Origin of the sequence: Catellatospora sp. KI3 (genome assembly GCF_029948125.1) — a bacterium.
Classification (GTDB): domain Bacteria; phylum Actinomycetota; class Actinomycetes; order Mycobacteriales; family Micromonosporaceae; genus Catellatospora.
This window is the reverse complement of record NZ_JASAMB010000016.1, coordinates 122,611-142,328: the sequence shown is the minus strand read 5'-3', so window position 1 is coordinate 142,328 and position 19,718 is coordinate 122,611. Positions and strand designations below refer to the sequence as shown.

At 73.5% G+C, this 19,718-nt stretch carries 16 protein-coding genes; 7 read left to right on the top strand and 9 right to left on the bottom strand.

What is annotated here, in order from left to right; translation table 11 throughout:
- Positions 1-168 precede the first annotated feature (168 nt).
- Complete coding sequence (locus tag QEZ54_RS24195; RefSeq protein WP_281307010.1) at positions 169-792, top strand: hypothetical protein; 624 nt, start codon at positions 169-171, stop codon at positions 790-792.
- A gap of 113 nt (positions 793-905) precedes the next feature.
- Here QEZ54_RS24195 and QEZ54_RS24190 read toward each other — a convergent pair whose 3' ends face one another.
- The 3 genes from QEZ54_RS24190 to lepB form a co-directional block, all read right to left on the bottom strand.
- Positions 906-1,943 (bottom strand): hypothetical protein, encoded by a 1,038-nt coding sequence (locus tag QEZ54_RS24190; protein WP_281307009.1) that lies wholly within the window; start codon positions 1,941-1,943, stop codon positions 906-908.
- 41 nt (positions 1,944-1,984) lie between these two features.
- Positions 1,985-4,639, bottom strand: a complete 2,655-nt coding sequence (locus QEZ54_RS24185) for a LuxR family transcriptional regulator (RefSeq protein ID WP_281307008.1) — start codon at positions 4,637-4,639, stop codon at positions 1,985-1,987.
- A 78-nt stretch (positions 4,640-4,717) separates the two neighbouring features.
- The gene (gene lepB / locus QEZ54_RS24180; protein ID WP_281307007.1) at positions 4,718-5,344 is read right to left on the bottom strand and encodes a signal peptidase I; all 627 of its coding nucleotides are present in this window, start codon (positions 5,342-5,344) and stop codon (positions 4,718-4,720) included.
- A gap of 262 nt (positions 5,345-5,606) precedes the next feature.
- Between lepB and QEZ54_RS24175 the strand changes: the two genes are divergently transcribed.
- Together QEZ54_RS24175 and QEZ54_RS24170 are read left to right on the top strand one after the other, a co-directional pair.
- Positions 5,607-7,010, top strand: coding sequence for a cellulase family glycosylhydrolase (locus QEZ54_RS24175; RefSeq protein WP_281307006.1), 1,404 nt, complete (start codon positions 5,607-5,609; stop codon positions 7,008-7,010).
- 90 nt (positions 7,011-7,100) lie between these two features.
- On the top strand, positions 7,101-8,240 hold the full coding sequence (locus tag QEZ54_RS24170; protein WP_281307005.1) for a cellulose binding domain-containing protein: 1,140 nt from the start codon (positions 7,101-7,103) through the stop codon (positions 8,238-8,240).
- 75 nt (positions 8,241-8,315) lie between these two features.
- Here the strand turns inward: QEZ54_RS24170 and QEZ54_RS24165 are convergent, their stop codons facing one another.
- Together QEZ54_RS24165 and QEZ54_RS24160 are read right to left on the bottom strand one after the other, a co-directional pair.
- Positions 8,316-9,374 (bottom strand): hypothetical protein, encoded by a 1,059-nt coding sequence (locus tag QEZ54_RS24165; protein WP_281307004.1) that lies wholly within the window; start codon positions 9,372-9,374, stop codon positions 8,316-8,318.
- Positions 9,375-9,411: 37 nt separating this feature from the next.
- Complete coding sequence (locus QEZ54_RS24160) at positions 9,412-11,976, bottom strand: cellulase family glycosylhydrolase (protein WP_281307003.1); 2,565 nt, start codon at positions 11,974-11,976, stop codon at positions 9,412-9,414.
- 127 nt (positions 11,977-12,103) lie between these two features.
- Between QEZ54_RS24160 and QEZ54_RS24155 the strand changes: the two genes are divergently transcribed.
- From QEZ54_RS24155 to QEZ54_RS24145, 3 genes are all read left to right on the top strand, one after another.
- On the top strand, positions 12,104-12,490 hold the full coding sequence (locus QEZ54_RS24155) for a hypothetical protein (protein ID WP_281307002.1): 387 nt from the start codon (positions 12,104-12,106) through the stop codon (positions 12,488-12,490).
- 62 nt (positions 12,491-12,552) lie between these two features.
- Positions 12,553-13,248 carry a TetR/AcrR family transcriptional regulator gene (locus QEZ54_RS24150; protein ID WP_281307001.1) on the top strand — a complete coding sequence of 232 codons (696 nt, stop codon included), beginning with the start codon at positions 12,553-12,555 and terminating at the stop codon, positions 13,246-13,248.
- Between the two features lie 107 nt (positions 13,249-13,355).
- Positions 13,356-14,342, top strand: a complete 987-nt coding sequence (locus QEZ54_RS24145) for an NAD(P)-dependent alcohol dehydrogenase (RefSeq protein WP_281307000.1) — start codon at positions 13,356-13,358, stop codon at positions 14,340-14,342.
- A 12-nt stretch (positions 14,343-14,354) separates the two neighbouring features.
- Here the strand turns inward: QEZ54_RS24145 and QEZ54_RS24140 are convergent, their stop codons facing one another.
- Positions 14,355-15,521: an MFS transporter gene (locus QEZ54_RS24140; RefSeq protein ID WP_281306999.1), complete on the bottom strand. Its 1,167-nt coding sequence runs from the start codon at positions 15,519-15,521 to the stop codon at positions 14,355-14,357.
- Positions 15,522-15,636: 115 nt separating this feature from the next.
- Entirely contained in the window at positions 15,637-16,071 is a 435-nt protein-coding gene (locus QEZ54_RS24135) for a hypothetical protein (RefSeq protein ID WP_281306998.1), read from the bottom strand.
- 155 nt (positions 16,072-16,226) lie between these two features.
- Here QEZ54_RS24135 and QEZ54_RS24130 point away from each other — a divergent pair, with 155 nt between their 5' ends.
- Positions 16,227-17,432, top strand: coding sequence for an RNA-guided endonuclease TnpB family protein (locus QEZ54_RS24130; protein ID WP_281306997.1), 1,206 nt, complete (start codon positions 16,227-16,229; stop codon positions 17,430-17,432).
- Positions 17,433-17,472: 40 nt separating this feature from the next.
- Here QEZ54_RS24130 and QEZ54_RS24125 read toward each other — a convergent pair whose 3' ends face one another.
- Both QEZ54_RS24125 and QEZ54_RS24120 read right to left on the bottom strand, forming a co-directional pair.
- Entirely contained in the window at positions 17,473-18,897 is a 1,425-nt protein-coding gene (locus QEZ54_RS24125; protein WP_281306996.1) for a HAMP domain-containing sensor histidine kinase, read from the bottom strand.
- Positions 18,894-19,583 carry a response regulator transcription factor gene (locus tag QEZ54_RS24120; RefSeq protein WP_281306995.1) on the bottom strand — a complete coding sequence of 230 codons (690 nt, stop codon included), beginning with the start codon at positions 19,581-19,583 and terminating at the stop codon, positions 18,894-18,896. Before QEZ54_RS24120 ends, QEZ54_RS24125 begins: the two co-directional genes overlap by 4 nt.
- Between the last annotated feature and the right edge of the window lie 135 nt (positions 19,584-19,718).

The window sequence follows — 19,718 nt, the reverse complement described above, 5'->3', positions numbered from 1 at the left end:
GAAATCTTTTAATGAATTCTTCATGCCCGTCGCGCCCGCGACGTCTTCCAAATTGCTCCGTAGGGCCCGATTCCGGCGTCTGGGACAGAATCGGGGCGGCCCAGCCGCGGGCCCAACCGGGCGCAATCGCCTCGACAGACCCGGGTCCGCGCAGTTCAATCGACATCCGTGGACGGTTTCGACGCCTGGATGACGTACCTGTTCGAGTACGAGTACCACCGACGCGGCGCCCCGTGGGACGAACCCGAGCCCGAGTGGCTGGAGCGGTACGCCCACCACGACACCCCGGTCGCCGTCGCCGAACGGATCCTGCACCTGTTCGGGCAGGCCGGCACGCTGCTCGGCGGCTACCGCGACGAGCAGGTCGGCCGGGGTCTGGTCCAACTCGTCGGCGGGGGCGACATCCACGTGCTCGGCGGCAGGGACGTGCCGACGGTGCTGCGCACCCGCGGCCTGCGCGCGATCACCACGCTGTTCGCCGAGGTGTTCGCCCCGCGGATCCTCGTCGAGCAGGTCGAGGGCCGGTCGGACCTGGAGTACGTGTGCTTCATGTTCTTCGAGATCGCACCCGTCGACCTGGCCGAGGACACCGTGCTGGACGTCATGGAGGACGTGCTGGCACTCGAGTCGGTCCCCTGCCAGCGGGCCGCCCTGCACGGGCTGGGCCACGCCCACCGCCACGTGCCGCAGCACGTCCCCGCGATAGTGGACCGCTGGCTGGCCCGCAACCGCGACGCGCCGCAGGAGCTGCGCGACTACGCCCGAGCGGCGCGCGCCGGCACCGTCATGTGAACCGCGCGACGCGCGAGCCGCCGACGGTCCGGCCGGGTCGCGGAGCCGCCCGGCCGGTCCGGCCGAGCGGCTCCGCGCCTACCTGGACTGATCACGCGCCGCCGGCGACCGGATCACGGGCAGGGCTTGCCGTAGTCCAGCGGCAGCGCCTGCAGCCGCTCCAGCGGCAGGTCGTAGAACAGGTAGTACTTCTCCAGGCCGTCCGGCACCAGGTTGTCCGGGTCGATGAGCAGCGTGTACGGGTCGATCCCGCCGTTGGCGGCCATCTCGATGCGCGGGTCCTCGGCGTAGGTGACCACGGCCCCGGCCTTGTCGGTCATGATGACGCCGTACTCCTGCATGGCCCGCGCGATGGTGCGTGCGGCCGGGCTGAGCAGCGTGTCCACGTCGAAGTCCGGGTCGAGCCGGAACCGCTGCCCCTCACACGGCAGGTCCTCGCCGACGGTGTTGCCGTCGTCGCGGGTCGCGGGCCACGAGTGGCAGCCCGCCTTGGTCCGTACCGTGGCGATGTTGATCGCGTGGTCGATGCGGCCGCGCCGCAGCTCGTCGAGGCGGATCGTGAACGCGCCCATCGGCAGCCCGGTGGCGGTCGCGCCGAGTGGGTTCGGGAAGATCCCGGGGTTGCGCGAGTAGTGCGAGATCTTGCCGCCCCAGCACGCGGACCAGTTGCCCGCCGCGTCCTTCTCGGCCCGCCAGAAGTCCCAGTAGGTGTCGGTGTCGGGCTCGTAGATGGTGATCGCGGCGTCGGTGCCCAGCGAGGCGAACAGGTCCGGTGGGGTCGGCACCGCCGCGAGGCTGTCGGCGATCACCGGTCCCGCCTCGGGTATGCCGAGGCAGTCCGAGAACGTCCACCGCGTCCGCGGCGTACGCCGGTCGACGGTGAAGATCGGCGTGGAGTAGGTGTCGGTGTTGACGGCCCAGGTGCCGTAGTTGTTCTCCTTGTCGAGCTGGATGTTGTGCACGATCTGCGCCGAGCGCGGATCGAGCGCGACGTTGCGCGGCAGCTTCGTGTTCCACGGACCCGACCGCGAGAATCCGTTGGTGGGCGCCGGCCGGTGCCCGGCGGCCGCCGGAGTGGGCGTTACCGTGACCGCGCCCGCCGCCAGCACGGCGGCGACCAGCGGTGACAGTACTCTGGCAGAGATATGCATGCCCGGCAGCGTAGGGACGGCAGCCGATGCGTGCCTCAGGGTCAGACCCCGGAGTTCGGCGCCGACCACCCTGGGGTCGCCGCGGCCAGCGCGCGCAGCTCGGCCCTTCCGGTCACGTCGAGGCGCCGGAAGGCGCTGCTCAGATGCGTCTCGACGGTCTTGGGGCTGAGCACCAGGCGGGCCGCGATCTCGCGGTTGGACAGTCCCGCGCAGACCAGGTTGACCACGGCCCGCTCGGCCGGGGTCAGGTTGGGCCAGGTCACGCCCTCGGTCAGGGGCAGCCCGGCCGCGTCGGCGTCGGCCCTTACCCGGGCGGCGAAAGCGTGCGCGCCCCGGTCGGCGTAGCGGTCGTGGGCGAAGCGCCAGGCCCGCTCGGCGGCGGCGCGGCGCCCGACCGCGGCCAGGAATCCGGCGCCCAGCGCGGCGGCCCGCGCCGCCTCCAGCGGCAGCCCCGCCGCCTCGGCCAGCGATCGCGCGGCGGCACACTGCGCCGCCGCCTCCGCCAGGTCGCCGCGCCCGGCGCAGATCATCGCCTGTACGCGGGCGACCGCCGCCCGCGCCGACACCCGCGCGACCGGCCGGGCGGTGAACCTGTCCAGGGCCTCCTGCGCCGAGACCGCCTGCCCCGCGCGGGCCAGCGCGTCGGCCAGCAGCGGTCCGAACAGGTGGGTCCCCGGTTCGCGGCAGTCGTAGACCTCCTCGAACGCGGTCGCGGCCGCCAGCAGCCCGTCGGTGTCCCCGGCCGCGTCGCACACGGCTGCCTGCGCCAGCGCCGCGTAGGTCAGCGCCGCGCGCGAGCCGATCCGCCGGGACCAGTCCCGCGCCTGCTCCAGGTGCCGCACCGCGCCCGGATCGCCCTGCGCGGCCAGCGGATACGTGGCCAGGGCATGGACCAGCGAATAGTCCCAGACCCGGGCGTTGGCCTCGGCGTCGCCGACCGCCAGCGCGGTGTGCAGCGCCGCCTCGGCCAGGTTGCCGCGCCGGTACTCCGTCTCGCCGAGGTAGGCCAGGGCCTGCCCGACGCGCAGCGGCTCGCCGCGTACGGCCCGTTCGACCGCGCCGCTGAGGTCCGTGTACGCGCCGTCGAGGTCGTCGGTCCACAGCCGGACCATCCCCCGGGCCACCAGCCCGTCCAGCCCCGGCGGATCCGGCGGGAGCTCGGCCAGGGCACGCTGCCCCTGGCCGCTGAGCGTCAGCCCGACCGCGCGGGCGAACCAGGCGAACGAGGCCACCGCCGGTTCGCGGGCCGCCGCCAGCGCCGCCTGCCCGTGCCCGACCATGGCGTCGTAGTCGGTGTCGAGGATGGCGATGATCGCCAGCTGGGCCGCGACGCGGGCGGTCAGCTCCGGCGGGGCCTCGGCCAGCGCCCGCGTCAGCAGTCGGGTGGCCTCGGCGGTGCGACCGCTGACCAGCGCGTGGTATCCGCAAATATAGTCGCGCCACGGGCCGCGCGGCGACGCCTGGATCTCAGCCGCGTACCCGTCGGCACCCCGCAGGTCGCCGGTCACGAGCAGCGCCTCGCACGCCGCGAACAGGATCGGCGCGCGGGCCGGGCCCGGCGGGGTGAGATCGGCGCTGTGCCGCAGGTACGCCGCCGCCTGCTGGGCCCGCCCCTCGGCCGCGAGCACCGCCGCCTGCGCGGCCACCCGCTGCGCCAGCTGCTCGTCCGGGCCGTCCGCGCCCGCGATCAGGTGGGCCACCGCGCGGACGTGGTCCACCTCAGCCGCCCGCCGGTGCAGCTCACGGCGCTCTCGCGGGTCCAGCGCCTGGTAGACCACTGCCCGCGTCAACGTCGCGGTGAAGGCGAGTTCCCGCCCGCCGGTCCCCGGGATCTCGCTGAGCAGGCGCGCCGCGACCGCCTCGGCCACCGCGGGCGCCGCCGGGGAGACGCCGGACACCTCCCGGGCCCGGTGCAGCGGGAACTCCGTACCCAGCACCGCACCGGCCTCGACGAGCCGCCGCGCGGCCGGGGTGAGGACGGCGACCCGTTCGGCGATCACCGCCGACACGCCCGCCGGGGCGGGCAGCGGCCCGTCGCCGTGGGCGAGCACGTGCGGCGGCACCCGGTCCAGCACGTGCTGGGCATGCAGCGGATGCCCGGCGGTGTGCTCGTGCAGGCGGGCCGCGCCCGCCGGGGACAGGTCCGGATGCCCGCAGGCCAGCGCGAACCTGGTCAGCTCCGCCACGTCGAGTCCCCGCAGCGCCAGCCGCTGCCCGCGTTCGCCGTCGATCAGCCGGCGCCAGCCGTCGTCGGCGGCCCAGCCCGCGTCGTGCTGGCTGGTGACGATCACGAGGACGGGCTCGCTCACCATGGCACGCACGGCCAGCCGCAGCGCGGTCAGCGACGGCTCGTCCACCCACTGCGTGTCCTCGACGACGAGCAGCAGCTCCCCGGCCCGGTCGAGTTCGCGGGCCAGTGCCCGGCCGGCGTACGCGACGTCTGCCGCCTCGATCCCGGGGACGAGCTGCCCGAGCATCGCCCACGGCAGGGTGGCCTCGTCGGGGTCGCCGGAGGCCCAGCGGCGCCCGCGCGGCCCGGCGGTGGTCAGGAAGTGGCGCAGCAGCGCGGTCTTGCCGACTCCGGCTTCGCCCTCGATCGCGACGACCCTGGGCTGGCCCTGTCGGGCTGCCGCCCAGGCGAGGTGCAGGGCCTGCAGCTCCGGGTTCCGGCCGACGAAGCGCGGGGTGTCGCGCATGACCCGGGAGTCTATACCGCGTCCAAAGACGACCGGGGTGCACCGCCGCGAGGGAGGTTCAGCCGCGACCGCATGGGGTCAGTGCGGTATCCCGTCGAACGTCTCCGGCCTGGTCAGCCAAGTCGACCGGTCGAACGGCCAGAACAGCACGAAGGCACGGCCGATCACCGCGTCCACCGGGATGGTGGCCTGCTGCAGGTCGTGCCCGTGGCTGTTGTAGTTGGCCAGCGAGTCGCTGGAGGCCTCCCGGTGGTCGCCCATCACCCAGAGCCTGCCCGCGGGCACGGTGATGTCGAATGCGGAGGGCGCCATCTTGTTGCCCGGGTACACGTACGGCTCGTCCAGGGCATGGCCGTTGACCTCTATGCGTCCCTGCGGGTCGCAGCAGACCACGTGGTCGCCCGCAGCGCCGATGACGCGCTTGATGAAGTCCTTCTCCTCCATCGAGTTGCGCCAGCTCTCGGGCGACTCGAAGACGATGATCTCGCCCTCTTCGGGCGCCCGGAACTCGTAGACCAGCTTGTTCACCAGCACCCGGTCGTAGCGGTCGAGGGTGTGCTCCATCGACTCCGACGGGATGTAGAAGGTCTGGACCACGAACTGGCGCACCCCGAACGCCACGACCAGGGCGACGACCAGCAGGACCGGCAGCTCCCGCCAGAAGGAACCCGACTTCTTGCGCTTCTCGGTCTGTTCTTGCGTCACAAGCCGAAGCTACCGGTCCGGAGTGGAATCGGGGGGACCGCCGGCTGGGAATGTGCTGAGTGCTCCGCCGAACCGGGTGCTCCTCGACGCGGCGCCGACCGGCAGCCGGAGCAGCCGGCGACAAAGTTGCGCGTCCATACGAATAGACCTAGGCTGAGGTGCGCGCGGGTGAGTTGGGCAGCGACCAGCGGTCAGGCGTTCACGCCTTGGCTCCGTCACACGTCCAGCCCCTGTCCTGGGGCCTTCCTGCCTGAGGTAGGTCATGAGAAGACTGCTCACCGCCACCGGCGTCGCCGTCGTGGCGTTCGCCGCGTCAGTACTGGTCGCCGTCAGCCCCGCCAGCGCGGCCGTCGGCCTGCACACCAGCGGCCGCGACATCGTCGAGGCCAACGGCCAGAAGTTCGTCATGCGCGGCGTCAACCACGAGCACGTCTGGTTCACCGGCCAGACCAGCTCGTTCGCCAACATCAAGGCCAAGGGCGCCAACTCCGTCCGCGTCGTGCTCGGCAGCGGCAAGCGGTGGGGGCCGTCCAACGACGTCCCGGCCATCATCACCCTGTGCAAGCAGAACAAGCTGATCTGCGTCCTGGAGGTGCACGACACCACCGGGTACGGCGAGGACAGCGCCGCCGCCTCGCTCGACGAGGCGGTCAACTACTGGATCAGCCAGAAGGCGAACCTGGTCGGCCAGGAGAGCTACGTCGTCATCAACATCGGCAACGAGCCGATCGGCAACACCAACGCCGCCCAGTGGACCGCCGCGACCGTCGGCGCGATCCAGAAGATGCGCACCAACGGTTTCGAGCACCTGCTGATGGTCGACGCGCCGAACTGGGGCCAGGACTGGCAGTACGTGATGCGCGACAACGCGCAGACCGTGCTCGACGCCGACACCAAGCACAACACGGTCCTGTCGATCCACATGTACGACGTGTTCAACACCGCCGCCTCGATCACCGACTACCTCAACCGGTTCCAGACCAACAACTGGCCGCTGGTCATCGGCGAGTTCGGCTGGCAGCGCTCGTCCAACAACGTCGACGACCAGACCATCCTGGCCGAGGCCAACGCCCGCGGCCTGGGCTACCTGGGCTGGTCCTGGGCGGGCAACAACGATCCGTACCTGGACATGACCAACAACTTCGACCCCGCCCAGCTCAGCACCTGGGGTCTGCGGATCTTCAACGGCCCGAACGGCATCACGGCCACCTCGAAGGAGGCCACGATCTACGGCGGTACGGCCAGCCCGTCGCCGTCGGCCAGCCGCTCGGCCTCCCCGAGCCCGTCGCCCAGCCGCTCGGCCTCGCCCAGCCCGTCCCCGTCCCGGTCGGCCAGCCCGTCGCCGAGCACGAGCCCGCTGCCCGGACGGACGTGCTCCGCGACGTACACGATCCTCAACTCCTGGCAGGGCGGGTTCCAGGCCGAAGTGAAGGTGACCGCGGGTTCGTCGGCGATCACCGGCTGGACCGTGACCTGGACCTACGCCAACGGCCAGACCGTCACGCAGTTCTGGAGCGCCACGGTGGCCCAGTCCGGCGCCGCCGTGACCGCGCGCAACGTCAGCTACAACGGCAGTCTGGCGGCGGGCGCCAGCGCCGCCTGGGGCTTCCTGGGCTCGTGGAACGGCACCAACAGCGTCCCCGCGGTGACCTGCGCCGCGAGCTGAGCCAGGTCAGCACCTGAACAGACGGCCCGGCACGGACCACCCGTGCCGGGCCGCTCCCCCCATCCGGTCCCGCTCCTTGGAGGGGTCGCCATGCTCCGCAAGTCCTCCCTGTCCGCCGCCCTCGTCGCGGCCCTGGCCACGCTGCTCGTCGCGGCCACGTTCGCACTCGCCCGCCCCGCCCTGTCCGCGCCCGTCCCGGTGCGGATCATGCCGCTGGGCGATTCCATCACCGCCGGCACCGGCTGCTGGCGGGCCATGCTCTGGCACCAGCTCCAGCTCGCCGGGTACACGAACATCGACTTCGTCGGCGGGGTGTCCGACGGCGGCGGCTGCAACCCCGGCTACAGCTACGACTTCGACCACGAGGGCCACGGCGGCTACTCGGCCACCGGCATCGCCGACAACAACCAGCTGCCGCCCTGGCTGACCGCCGCCCGGCCCGACATCGTCCTGGTGCACCTGGGCACCAACGACATGTGGGGCCACTACATCCCCACCGCGACCAAGCTGACCGCGTTCACCAAGCTGGTCGGGCAGATGCGGGCCAACAACCCGAACGTGAAGATCCTGGTCTCGCAGATCATCCCGATGACCGCCGCGGCCTGCTCGACCTGCCCGGCCGACATCGTCGAGTTCAACAGCGCGCTCCCGGCCTGGGCTGCGGGCCTGACCACCGCCCAGTCGCCCATCACGCTGGTGGACCAGTGGACGGGCTTCGACGCCGCCGTCGACACCGGCGACGGGGTGCACCCCAACAACACCGGCTACCAGAAGATGGCCAACCGCTTCTACCCGGCACTGGCCCGGGTGCTGGGCGGCACGACCCCCAGCCCGACGGCCAGCGCCAGCCCTTCCCCGAGCCGGTCGGCCAGCCCGTCGCCGTCGGCCAGTCCCAAGCCGTCGGCGTCGCCGACCTCAGGCGGGGCCGCCTGCACTGCGACCTACCAGGTCAGCTCGCAGTGGGGCGGCAACTTCCAGGGCGAGGTGACCGTACGCAACAGCGGTGCGGCCACCCTGTCGGCCTGGACGGCCGTGTTCACGTACGCCAACGGCCAGCAGGTCACCCAGTCGTGGAACGCCGCCATCACGCAGAGCGGGGCGACCGTGACCGCTCGCAACGTGAGCTACAACGGCACCCTGGCGGCCGGGGCGTCCACCTCGTTCGGCTTCCTCGCCAGCTGGAACAACACCGCCAACGAGACGCCGACCGTACGCTGCACCGCGAGCTGAGCCGGACCTCGCCGGAGTCACTCGCACAGCCCCGTGCCCGGACCACTCGGTCCGGGCACGGGGTTTCGATTCCGGTCAGCTCTGTCCAGGCTGGACAGGTGAGGTCGGCGCAGGCAGCGGGTCGGCCGGCACCGGGGCCGCCGCCAGCGGCAGCGGCCCGCCGACGCTCTCGATCACCCGGGTCACCAGCAGGCCGACGAGCAGGGCCAGGCCGAGCACGAGCGCCTGCACCCAGTAGGCGACGCCCTCGAGCGCCAGCAGCTGGCCCACCGCGGTCAGCAGCAGCACGGCGAACAGCGTGCCGGTCACCCCGGCACGCCGCCCGAACAGGCTCACCCCGCCGAGCGCCGCGGCCGCCAACCCGCCGAGGGTGAGCGACAGGCCGCTGCCGGGTACCAGGCTGGCGTGCAGCCGGGTGGTCAGCGCCGCCCCGGCCACCCCGGCGAGCAGCCCGGAGCCGGCCAGTCCGACGAGTGCGCCCAGTCCGGGCCGGACCCCGGCCCAGCGCCCGGTCACCGCGGCCGCCCCGCGGGCGCCGCTCAGCCCGGCCCGCACGCCGGGCACCAGCCACAGCGCCCCACCGGCCAGCGTGACCAGCACGAACACCGCGAACCACAGCGAGCTGTCGAGGTCGAACCCGGTCGCGGCGATCAACCGGGCGTCCGTCGTGCCCAGCAGCACGGCGTCGACGATCGCGGCGGTGGCCAGCGTCGCCGCCCAGGCCGGGACGGACAGCAGCGCGACGGCGACCCCGGTCAGCAGCCCGATGGCAGCGGTGGCGAGCACCGCGAGCAGCAGCGCCACGGCGACCGGGCGGTCGTCGGCGAGGAGCTGTGCGGTGATCACGCTGGCGGCCGCGGCCAGCGATCCGACCGCCAGGTTCGGCGTGCCGGTGCGCAGCGACAGCGCCACCGCGCAGGCGATCAGGCCGCTGGTGCCAGCCACGGCCAGCAGGTTCGGCAGCAGCCGGTTCGAATCGTTGCTGATCAGCAGGTATGCCCAGAGGCCGAGGGCGGCCACCGCGAGCAGCGCCTCCCAGGCGCCGTGCGCGAGCAGCGCGCGACGACCGGAGGCGGGCCGCGGGGGCCGCACCTCGGCCGGTGCGGTCCACGGGGTAGGGGTGGGTTCGGTCATGGCTCCATAGTGGATCACGTTCGCCAGGTCGGCACGCTCAGGACGTGACGGTCACCGAGTACCGGCCGTGCGCGCAGCCGGTGAGCCGCCAGCCGCCGGGCACCCGCACCGTGGCGAGTTCGTCGACCCCGGCCGCGGAGATGCTCGGCGCCGCGTCACCGGGCACCCAGACCTCCAGGTGGCAGTCCGCGTCCGGGTCGGCGACGGCGGTGAAGGCCAGGCCGCGTCCGTCGCCGGTGGACTCCCACCGATCGGCGTGGCCGGGGAACAGCCGGGGGTACGCCCGCGACAGCGGCTGCGCGAACCCGGCCGCAGGTGCGAGCGAGGCACCCGTGGCACAGTCCACCTTGACCAGGTTTCCCGAGGTCACCGCATCGTCTCCGGTCTCCGGCGAGCCGCAGCCCTGCCGCCATACCCAGAACGCGCCGCCGATGCCCAGCCGGTCCTGCGCGGCGGCGAACCGGCGCACCTTCGCACCGTCCACGGCCGGATCGCCGAACCAGCCCCACTCACCGGTCCACAGCGCCGCACCGTAGGAGCGCGCGGCGTGCGAGGAGACCGTGAGGTTGCGCTCGATCGAGGCGATGGTCAGGCCCAGGCTCTGGTCCATCGTGATCGACTCGCTGTACGGGTGCGGCGCGAACACCAGCTGCCGGTCCTGCGTGAACCCGGGCGGCGGCGTCACGTCGAAGGCCAGCCCCGACCAGAGCACGCTCGGCTCGAAGAAGACCAGGTGCGCGAATCCGCCGCCGTCGCGCTCGGCCTGCCGGATCGCGGTGATGGCCGCGTCGTAGTAGCGGCCCAGCAGCAGCCCCGATGTGGTCGGCGGCAGTGCCCCGATGCCGGGCTCGTTGAGCAGGTCGAAGCCCGCCACGGCCGGTTCGTTCGCGAACTCCTTGGCCACCCGGGCCCAGGTGCGCACCAGTTCGGACTGGATCCCGTCGCGGTCGGTGTAGAAGTTGGCGTACGCCGTGGCCACCGCCGGGGCCAGGTCGCGGGCCATGAACTGGCAGTGCAGCGTGCCGTCGGTGATGGTGGCCCAGGCGGGCGCGCCGTCCCAGCCCGTGGTGGGCGAGGTGCCGCCGTCGCACTGCTGCCCCGGCTTGGCCAGCGCGTTGCCCCACGCGTCGGAGTGCAGGTCGAGCACCGTGTACATGCCGTGCGCCTTGGCCGAGGCCACCGCCGCGGCGATCTGCCGCAGGTAGGCCTCGTCGAACACGCCCCGCTGCGGCTCCAGCCGCGACCACGACATGCCCAGCCGTACCACGCTGAAGCCCATCGCGGCCATCTGCGCGAAGTCGTCGTCGGTCAGTGCCTGGGTGGCGGGCTTGCCCGGGTCGCGCAGGTAGTAGTCGATGAGCTGGTTCACGTTGACCCCGCGCAGCACCACCTGGCGCCCGGCGGCGTCGCCGATCACCGGCAGGCCGGTCCAGTCCCGGCCCGGCAGCAGCCGCAGCCGCTCCAGGCCGCCCGAGGGTGCCGCCGTCGCGGCGGCGGCGGGTCCGGGCGCGGGCGTCGCGCCGGCCACCAGCACGAGCGCGACCAGGACCACGGCCAGCACGCCCGCCTGCCACGCGCGCGGGGTACGGCGCGGCCGCGGCTCCAGCCGCCGCACCAGGCCCGCCAGCGGCCCGGCGAACAGTCCGACCGTGGCGCCGAAGCCCAGCCCGGTGCCGACGCTGAGCAGCGTGGTGGCGATCCACCAGTCGTCTGGCCCGGCCTGCGGCGGCGCGTCCGTCGCCAGCGCGGCGACCAGCGCGTCCACCACCCCGAGGGCGAGTCCGGCCACGATCGCGGCCAGCCAGACCGAGGCCGCCACGGCCGGGGCCGAGGCGGCGGCCAGCCGCCGGTGCAGCGCTCGCACGGTCACCCAGAGGACGGCGACGAACAGTGCGGCGCCGCCGAGGAACCCGAGCACCCCGGCGGCCGCGGTGGGCGCGACCAGCGGGCCGGTGAACGCGTAGCCGACCGGGCCGCCGCGCCACCACCCCGCACCGAACTCGGCCGCGACGAGGGCCGTCACGGTCGCGGCGGCCATCACGGCGGTCCCGGTCGCCCCGCTCGCCTCATCCTGGTCGGGCTCGGCCGCGCGGCGGGGCCCGATCCGGAACGCCAGCGCGGCGGCTCCGGCTACGAGCGGGCCGACCAGCAGGAACTTGATGGCGGCGAAGCCGCCGGCGGCGAGGGCGAACCGCAGTGCCGCCTCGGCCGACAGGTGCGGTCCGAGCAGCGGCAGGCAGGCGGCGAAGCCGGTGGCGGCGGCGGCCGTCGCGGCGGCGCCGACCACGGCCGCCCAGGCCGCCGCGAAGACCCAGCGGGCGGTCGCCGCAGCCCGGCCGGCGAGCACGGCGATCGGCACGGCCGTGCCCCCGAGCAGGATCGGCAGGCCGACTGCCAGCGGCGTCCACTGGTACGCGCCGCCGGCGCCCGCCAGCGGCAGTCCGCGGCCGCCGATGGTCGAGAGCAGGCCGGACGGGTCCAGTGCGGCACCCGCCGCGACGATCGCCAGGACGACGGAGACGGCCGCGGCACTGGCCCGCGACTCGGGCCGGAGCAGGGGTGAGCGCCGCGAGGTCGGGGGCGCCGAGGCAAGAGGGGTCATGGTGATCGTGAAGCGTAGCCGCCGCACCAGGTGTGGCCAGTACTCGATCGGCTGAGTGGGCGGTGTCCGATGCGGCACGCGGCCGCCACCGATCGGCCGACTGCCGGCACCCGCCATACTCGTCGCCGTGACCGTCACCCCGCGCGCCCGCGCCATCATGCGTACGCTCGCCCTGGCCCTGCTGGCGTCGCTGGCGGTGGCGTTCGGATTCGGGCGCGCCGGGTCCGATGACGACCTCGCGTCCTGGTGGGACGCCGGGGCCCGGCTGTCGCCCGGGGCGCTGTCCACGCGGGTGGCCGAGTTCTACGGCGACGACGCGGTCAGCCGCCTGTTCGCCTGGCTCACCGACCTGCTCGCCCAGCCGGGCCTGGCGCTGTGGAACGCGGTCACCGCCAGCGTGCCGGGTCGCTGGCTGGCGCTGGGCGTGGCCGGGGCCGTCGCCGTCGACTCGGCGAAGAACGGCCTGGCCTACCTGCTGCGCAAGCCGCAGCCGGAGGAGCCGCCGGCCGCCTGATCGCCCGGCACCCCGGCCACCGCCCGCCCGCCTTGTACGATGACCTGCGAGTGAAGGGTCTGATGTCGTTGGCTACCCGTGGCAGGCGCGCCGAGTCGCGGACACCGCTGAGCCGGGACCTGGTGCTGCGTACCGCGGTCCGGCTCGCCGACGAGGGCGGCCTCGGGACCGTGACGATGCGCCGGCTGGCCGAGGAGCTGGGTGCCGAGGCGATGTCGCTGTACCACCACGTGGCCAACAAGGACCAGATCCTGGACGGCGTCGTCGACGCGGTCACCGCCGAGATCAACGAAGCCGTCTCGCGCCTGCGTCCGCCCGCGACCGGTGCGGGCTGGAAGGCCGCGGCGCGCGAGCGCATCCTCACCGCCCGGCTGGTGATGCTGCGCCACCCCTGGGCACCGGCGGTGTTCGAGTCGCGCAAGTCGACCAGTGCCGAGGCGCTGCTCTACTTCGACGGCCTGATCGGCATCATGCGCGCGGGCGGTTTCTCCAACGACCTGGCCCACCACGCGATGCACGCGCTGGGCAGCCGCGCCCTGGGCTTCACCCAGGAGCTGTTCGCCCCCGGTGACGGCCCGGCCACGGGTGAGCCGGACCCGGTCGCGGTCGCGATGGCTCCCCGGCTGCCGAACCTGATGGGCATGCTGGCCGAGGTCGTGCACGACGATCCCGACTCGACTGTCGGCTGGTGCGACGACCAGACCGAGTTCGAGTTCGGGCTGGACATCATCCTCGACGGCCTCGACCGCCTGCGCTGACCGCCTCCACCTGCGGCATCTAGGTCGGCACGGCGCACTCCTTGACCGCCTTACGGCGTAAGGCTACCTTACAGCGTAAGACTTACGACGTAAGGTTGGAGTGCTCGATGAAGGCGTACCTGCTCGACTCGTTCGGACCGCCGGAGAACCTGAGGCTCGGCGAGGCCGAGAAGCCGTCGCCCGGCCCGGGTGAGGTGCTGGTCCGGGTCCGGGCCACCTCGATCAACCCGTACGACTGGCACCACATGCGCGGCGAGCCCGTCATCGCCCGGTTCATGGACAAGGGGCTCGGGCACCGCCCCGGGCATCCGATCCTCGGCTGCGACGTCGCGGGCGAGGTCGAGGCGGTCGGCCCCGGCGTCACCCGCTTCCGGTCCGGCGACCCGGTCTACGCGCTCGTCCCCCACGGCGCCTTCGCGCAGTACGTCCTCGTCGCCGAGGAGCACCTGGCGGCCAAGCCGCAGAGCCTCACCTTCGAGCAGGCCGCCGCCGTGCCGATGGCGGCGGTGACCGCGCTGGTGGCGCTGCGCGACGACGCCAGGACGGCAGCCGGGCAGCGGATCCTCGTCAACGGGGCCTCCGGTGGCGTGGGCACGTTCGCGGTGCAGCTCGGCCGGGCCTTCGGCGCCGAGGTCACCGGCGTCTGCAGTGGACGCAACGTGGAGCTGGTCCGGTCGATCGGCGCCGCGCACGTGATCGACTACACCGCCCAGGCCTTCACCCGTACCGCCCGCGGCTTCGACGCGCTGATCGACGTGGCCGGCAGCCCGTCGGTGTGGGCGGCCCGCCGGGTGCTGCGGCCCGGCGGCGGATACATCGTGGTCGGCGGCGACGCCGGACGCTGGGTCCGGCCGGTGGACCACATGATCGGGGCCGCCCTCATGGGCAAGCTCTCCCGGCAGCCGGTGGCCGTGACCGCCGTCCGCATCGGCGCGGCCAGCGCCCGCGACCTCACCGAGCTGACCCCGCTGTTCGACAGCGGCGCGGTCACCCCGGTGGTCGCCCGCCGCTACCCGTTCACCGAGCTGCCCGACGCGGTCCGCTTCGTCGAGCAGGGGCACGCGCCGGGCAAGGTCGTGGTCATCGTCGAGTGACGGGCGCGCGGGTCAGGCGGCCGCGGGCGCGACCGGCCGCCTGGTGCCCAGCACGTACAGGGCCATGCCGAGCGCGACCAGGCCGACGCCGAGCGGCGGGATCCCGCCCAGACCCCAGGCGTCCAGCGTCAACCCACCGGCCAGGGCGCCGCCGGCGACGCCGACGTTGTACGCGCTGGCGTTGATCCCCGACGCCTGCTCGGTGTACTGCGGTGCCACCGTCAGCGTCGCGGCCTGCATCAGGATCGGCAGCAGGCCCATGCCCACCCCGAACAGGACCACCGCGGTCACCGCCGCCCAGGCCGAGGTCCCCTGCCACCACAGCAGCGCCAGCGACGCCGCCAGCAGCCCTCCCGCGACCACCACGCCGGTACGCAGATGCCGGTCGGCGACCCACCCGGCCACCGGCAGCATCAGCGTGCCGGCCAGGCCGTTCACGAACAGCACCGGCGCGATCTGGGTCTCGCGCAGCCCGGCGTGCTGCAGCAGCGGCGCGATATAGGTGATCATCAGGTACGCCCCGAGCATGGTCACCGCGGTCATCACCACCAGCGGCGGGAAGCTCGGCACCCGCAGCACCTCGCGCATCGGCGTGCGCACCGGCGCGCTGCTGCCCGGCACCTGCGGCAGCAGCCGCCACGCCAGCAGCGTCAGCCCCACCGCCAGCGCGGTCAGCAGCGCGAACGCGGCCCGCCAGCCCAGCGCGGTGCCGAGGCTGGTCGCCGTCGGCACCCCGACCAGCACCGCCATGCTGCCGCCCGAGGAGACGATGGTGACCGCCCGGCCGAGCCGGTCGGGGCTGACCAGGCGCGCGGCGAAGCCGCTGACCACCGCCCAGAACAGCCCGTGGGTGACCCCGCCGAGCAGCCGCGCGCCGAACGCGACCGGGTAGTTCGGGGCGACCAGCATGATCGCGTTGCTGGCCGTGTACGCCGCCAGCGCCGCCACCAGCAGCTGCTTGCGCGGCATCCGCGCGGTCAGCGTGCCCAGCGGGGCCGCGAACAGCGCCACCATCGCCGCGTACCCGGTGACCAGTAGGCCGAGTCGGGACGGGGACACGCCCAGGTCCCGGCTCATGCCGAGCAGCAGCCCGGTGGGCACCAGTTCGGTGGTCACCGACACGAAGACGGCCAGACTGAGCAGGAGCAGGGAGGGCCAGGGCCACGACTTGCGGATCACGGGCGGCATCCTGCACGCCGCGCGCCACCGGCGCAAACGCGTTCCCACCGGCGCGAGCGCCGGAACCGGCCAGGTGGCGGCGGATCCGGCGCTCGTTGGTGGCACTACCGTCCGGTCAGGACGGTGAGGGCGCCGGCACGGTCGTCGGGCCGTTCGGGTCCTGCGGCAGCTGCGGCAGCCGGTCGCCGGGCACCGGCCAGACCTCGGTCCCGGGCGGGAACGGGCGGCCCGGCCGACCCTCCGGCACCGGATACACCCGGCGGGGTCCGCGCTCGTCGCCGTCGCGTCGGAAGCGGTCGTCGCCGCGGTCGTGCCGCCGGAAGTCGTCGCCGCGTTCGTGGCCGTGGTGGTGGGCCACCGCGACCAGGGCGACCCCGACGCACCCGGTGCAGACCGCTCCGGCCAGGAACGCCCCGGCCAGCGCCAGCACGATCCGGCCGGACGGACGCCGCGAGGTCCTCGGGCGGACGGGCTCGGCGGCGGGCGGCGGGGCGGGCGCCGCCACCTCGGTGGGGTCTTCGTCTGCTGCCTTCTCAGGCTCTGTCGTCATCAGATTCCTTCCGTGGATACTCCGGCCTTCAGGCCGGAGAGGAAACGGAGCCCCTGCGGAGCAGGACAGGCAAAGCCGATCCGCCGCCATGGCGGACCGGCGTCCACCCACACCTCGCCCCGAGGTTCGCCGTCTGTCCTTTTAGGATGTTCGGTGTGACCAGGGCGGTGAAGCGGGCGTTCAAGTTCCGCTTCTACCCCACCGACGCGCAGGCCGCGCAGTTGTCGCGGACGTTCGGGTGCGTCCGGCTGGTCTACAACATGGCCTTGCAGGCCAGGACCGAGGCATGGACCCTGCGCCGGGAACGGATCAACTACAACGCCACCTCGGCCCTGCTCACCGCGTGGAAGAAGACCGACGAACTGGCGTTTCTCAACGAGGTCTCGTCCGTGCCGCTGCAGCAGGCGCTGCGGCACCTGCAGACCGCGTTCACCGACTTCTGGGCCAGACGCGCCCAGCATCCGAGGTTCAAGTCCAAGAAGCGCTCGCGCCGGTCGGCGGAGTACACCGCCAGCGCGTTCCGGTGGCGCGACGGCACCTTGACCCTGGCCAAGATGACCGAACCCCTCGACGTCGTGTGGTCGCGGCCGCTGCCGCAGGGCTGTACGCCCTCGACGGTGACCGTGTCGCAGGACGCGGCCGGACGCTGGTTCGTGTCCCTGCTCTGCGACGACACGATCACCCCCACCCCCGCCGCCGGCGCGGTCGGGATCGACGCCGGCATCGACAGCCTGCTCACCCTGTCCACCGGCGAGAAGATCACCAACCCCCGGCACGAACGCGCCGACCGCAAACGGCTGGCCCGCGCCCAACGCGACCTGGCCCGCAAGCAGAAAGGCTCGGCCAACCGGGCCAAAGCCCGGATCAAACTCGCCCGCATCCACGCCCGCATCACCGACCGCAGACATGACCACCTGCACAAACTGACGACTCGGCTCGTTCGTGAAACTCAAACGATCGTGATCGAGGACCTCGCCGTGCGCAACATGGTCAAGAACCACCGCCTGGCCCGCGCCATCTCGGACGCGGCCTGGCGGCAACTGCGCACCATGCTGGAGTACAAGACGGCCTGGCACGGCCGCACCCTGATCGCCGTGGACCGCTGGTTCCCCTCGACCCGACTCTGCTCGACCTGCGGCGCACTCGCACAACCGATGCCCCTGGACGTACGGGAATGGACCTGCCGCTGCGGGGCCCTCCACGACCGCGACGTCAACGCCGCACGCAACATCCTGGCCGCCGGACTGGCGGTGACAGCCTGCGGAGACGATGTAAGACCTCAACGAGAATCCTCTCGGACGGGGCAGTCGTCGGCGAAACAGGAACACCCGAGGGCGACCAAGGGAATCCCCGTCCTTTAGGGCGGGGAGGATGTCACGCAGCACAGGCTCGCGCGGCGAACTAAATCGCGCCACCCTCCCGGCTAAGAAAACGCGATGAATCCGACGGCAGCACCACGCGCAGCAGCGCGCCACCGCCGGTGGCGGCCTCGGCGGTGACCGTGCCGCCGTGCTGGGCCACCGTCTGCGCCACGATGGCCAGCCCCAGGCCCGACCCCGGCATCGACCGGGCCGCCGGGGCGCGGTAGAACCGCTCGAACACTCGCGGGCGGTCGGCCTCGTCGATGCCCGGCCCCGCGTCGGCGACGGTCAGTTCGACCAGCTCGGCGTCCGCGCGCAGCCGCACCGCGACCCGGCCGCCGGGCGGGCTCCACTTCGCCGCGTTGTCCAGCAGGTTGAGCACCATGCGCTCCAGCGCCGCCGGACGGCCCAGCAGCCCGGCCGGGGCCAGGTCGGCGTCGATCGGTACGCTGGCGCGTACCCGGCAGCGGTCGACCGCGGCGGCGACGACCTCGGCCAGGTCGAGCGCCTCGGCCCGCTCGGGGCTGGTCTCCTCCCGCGCGAGGTCGACCAGCTCGTTGGTGAGCTGGGTCAGCTCCACCACCTGGGTCTGCAGGTCCTGCATGAGCCGGGCCCGGTCCGCCGGGGGCAGCACCCGCCCGGAGGCCGGCTCCTGCTCGGCACGGGCCAGCAGCTCGATGTTGGTACGCAGACTCGTCAGCGGCGTACGCAGCTCGTGCCCGGCGTCCTCGACCAGTGCCCGCTGCGCCGCCCGCGACTCGGTCAGCGCGCCGAGCATCCCGTTGAACGCCCGCGACAGCCGCGCCACCTCGTCCTGACCGCGCACCGGGATCGGCACGGCCAGGTCGCCGGTCTGGGCGACCCGCTCCACCGCCCCGGTCAGCTGGTGGATCGGGGCCAGCCCGGCCCGGGCCACGCTGCGACCGAGCAGCGCCGCCAGCGCCACCCCGCCCAGACAGCCGACCGCCAGCAGCGCCGCGAGCCGGGCCAGGGTGTGGTGTACGGGCTCCAGCGGCTGCGCCATCTGGACGGCCCCGCCGCCGGTCATCGGCAGCGTCATCATCCGCAGCTGCTCGCCCTCGACGTGTACGTTCTCCACCCGGCGCCCCGCCCGCCCGGCCACCACGGCCAGCGCCCCGTCGGTGACCGGCAGCGCCGCGCTGTAGGGGCGCCCGTCCGGGCTGAGCACCTGCCAGCGGGGGCCGAGGTCGTTCTCGTTGAAGCCGCGGCGCTGCCGCGACGGCACGGGCAGCGGGCCGGGGTCGGGGCCGGGGCCGGGGCCGGGCACCCGGGTGATCCAGCGCTCCGGCTGGGCGGCCACGGTCCGGGCGTCGCTGGCCAGCTGCGTGTCGAGCTGCCGGTACAGCTCCTCGCGCACCAGCACGAACGCCAGCGCGCCGACTCCGACCACGGCGACGGCGACAGCCCCGGCGGCGATGGTGCCCAGGCGGGTCGTGAGGTTCACAGCGGCGTCTCCCGCAGCACGTAGCCGACCCCGCGTACGGTGTGCAGCAGCCGGTCCTGCCCGTCGGCCTCCAGCTTGCGGCGCAGGTAGCCGAGGTAGACGTGCAGGCTGTTGGAGCCCTCGCCGAAGTCGTAGCCCCACACCTGCTCGAACAGCGCGGTGCGGGTGAGCACCTGGCGCGGGTGGCGCAGGAACACCTCCAGGATGCTGAACTCCGTACGGGTGAGCCGCAGCGGCTGCCCCGCGAAGACCACCTCGCGGGTGACCGGGTTCATGGCGAGCCCGGCGAAGCGCAGCACCTCCTCGGCCGCGCCCGCGGCGGTGCGCACGGCGCGGCGCAGCAGGGCGCGCAGCCGGGCCAGCAGCTCCTGCAGCGCGAACGGTTTGACCAGGTAGTCGTCGGCACCCGCGTCGAGTCCGGCCACCCGGTCGCCGACGCTGTCGCGGGCGGTCAGCATCAGGACGGGCACGACGATGCCGCGTTCACGCAGCGTCTGGCACACCTGGATGCCGTCGGTGCCGGGCATCATGACGTCCAGCACGACCGCGTCGGGTTCGGCGGCGGTGATCGCGGCGAGCGCGGCGGTGCCGTCCGCGGCCGTCTCCACCGCGTAGCCCTCGAAGCGCAGGCTGCGCGCGAGGGAGTCGCGGACCGCCGCGTCGTCGTCGACCACCAAGATCCGCACGCCGTCCTCCTCGGGCCAGCCACATCCTCGCCGCCGCGGCTAAGAGGACGCGAAGCGGGAGCTAAGAACTGCGGCGCCATGCTACGCACCGGGCCCGCCACGACCTGCCCCGGTACGCCCGTACCCGCATATATT